Origin of the sequence: Streptomyces klenkii (assembly GCF_003626645.1) — a bacterium.
GTDB classification, from domain to species: domain Bacteria; phylum Actinomycetota; class Actinomycetes; order Streptomycetales; family Streptomycetaceae; genus Streptomyces; species Streptomyces klenkii.
The window spans coordinates 1-1090 of the sequence record NZ_RBAM01000174.1 but is presented as its reverse complement, the minus strand read 5'-3'; the positions used below and the strand labels follow the sequence as shown (position 1 = coordinate 1090).

Genomic DNA, 1090 nt, shown 5'->3' with positions numbered 1-1090 from the left:
GCGCCGCGACGCCGGGGAGACCGGGCGCGTGGTGCACGCCCCCCGCGCGGACGCCCTCGGGCTCGCCACCCGGATCGCCGGAGCCTGAGCCGGCTGCCCCTCTACCCTGGCCCGGGGGCCGGCGCCGGCCGCGCGCCCCGAGTCCCCCGTCCCCACCCCCTCCGGAGAGAGCCGACGTGGCCTGTGACCTGTGGCTGGTGCCCCTCGTCGACGTGCTGTGCCACAGCCCCGACAACCCCTTCGCCGAGGAACTCGCCGAGTACGACCGGGCGTTGGCCGAGGCGGGCCAGCCGCCCGTGCCGGTCTTCGGCTACGTGCCCGGCCTCTCGGGCGAGGTGGCCCCCGTCGCGGGCTTCGACTACGCGGCCCTGCACCTGCTGCGCCGCGCCTACCTGCTCCAGCTCAGCGGCCTGCCGGTGACGCCCGTCGCGGGCGTGGACGGGGACTACCAGCAGCTGCTGGAGATGTTCGAGGCCGCCGCCCAACAGGCCCACCTGGTCTGGCACTTCGACCACGCGGGCGCCTACGTCCCGGTGGACTTCCCGCGCCCGGTGGTCAACGAGACCCTGCTGGCCGGAGGCGGACCGCTGGGGTCGAGCCACGGACTGCTGCGGGAACTGGAGGCGGTCGCGCCGGTGCTCGGCATCGACCCGCGCAACCCCCCGCCCGCCCCCACGCCCCCCGCGCGCCCCACCCGGCTCGACGAGCCCGCCGCCGACCCCGACGACGGCTCGGGCCCCTTCGCCCGCGAGCGCCACGTCTGGAACGCCCTCCACACGGCCGCCACCCGCAGCCTCGCCCAGGGCTCGATGATCGTCTTCAGCTGAGCCGGCGGGCCGGGGGCGGGCGGGAGGCGGGGGCCGCGGGCAGGGGCCACGGCCCCCGGGCGGCGCGCCCGGCGGCCGCGACTACGCTGGGGCTTCGTGAGAATCCTCGTCATCGGCGGCGGTGCCCGCGAGCACGCGCTCTGCCACGCCCTCTCCCGCGACCCGGCCGTCACCGAGCTGCACTGCGCGCCGGGGAACGCCGGGATCGCCGGGGTCGCGACCCTGCACCCGGTGGACGCGGCGGACGGCCCGGCCGTCGCCGC

Annotated in this window: 1 protein-coding gene and 1 pseudogene; both read left to right on the top strand. The window is 78.3% G+C overall.

Annotation, left to right across the window (positions count from 1 at the left end; all coding sequences use genetic code 11):
- Positions 1-176 precede the first annotated feature (176 nt).
- Entirely contained in the window at positions 177-827 is a 651-nt protein-coding gene (locus tag D7231_RS35570) for a hypothetical protein (RefSeq protein WP_120760529.1), read from the top strand.
- Positions 828-923: 96 nt separating this feature from the next.
- Positions 924-1090 (top strand): annotated as a pseudogene (locus D7231_RS35565) (phosphoribosylamine--glycine ligase N-terminal domain-containing protein); the annotation flags it as partial.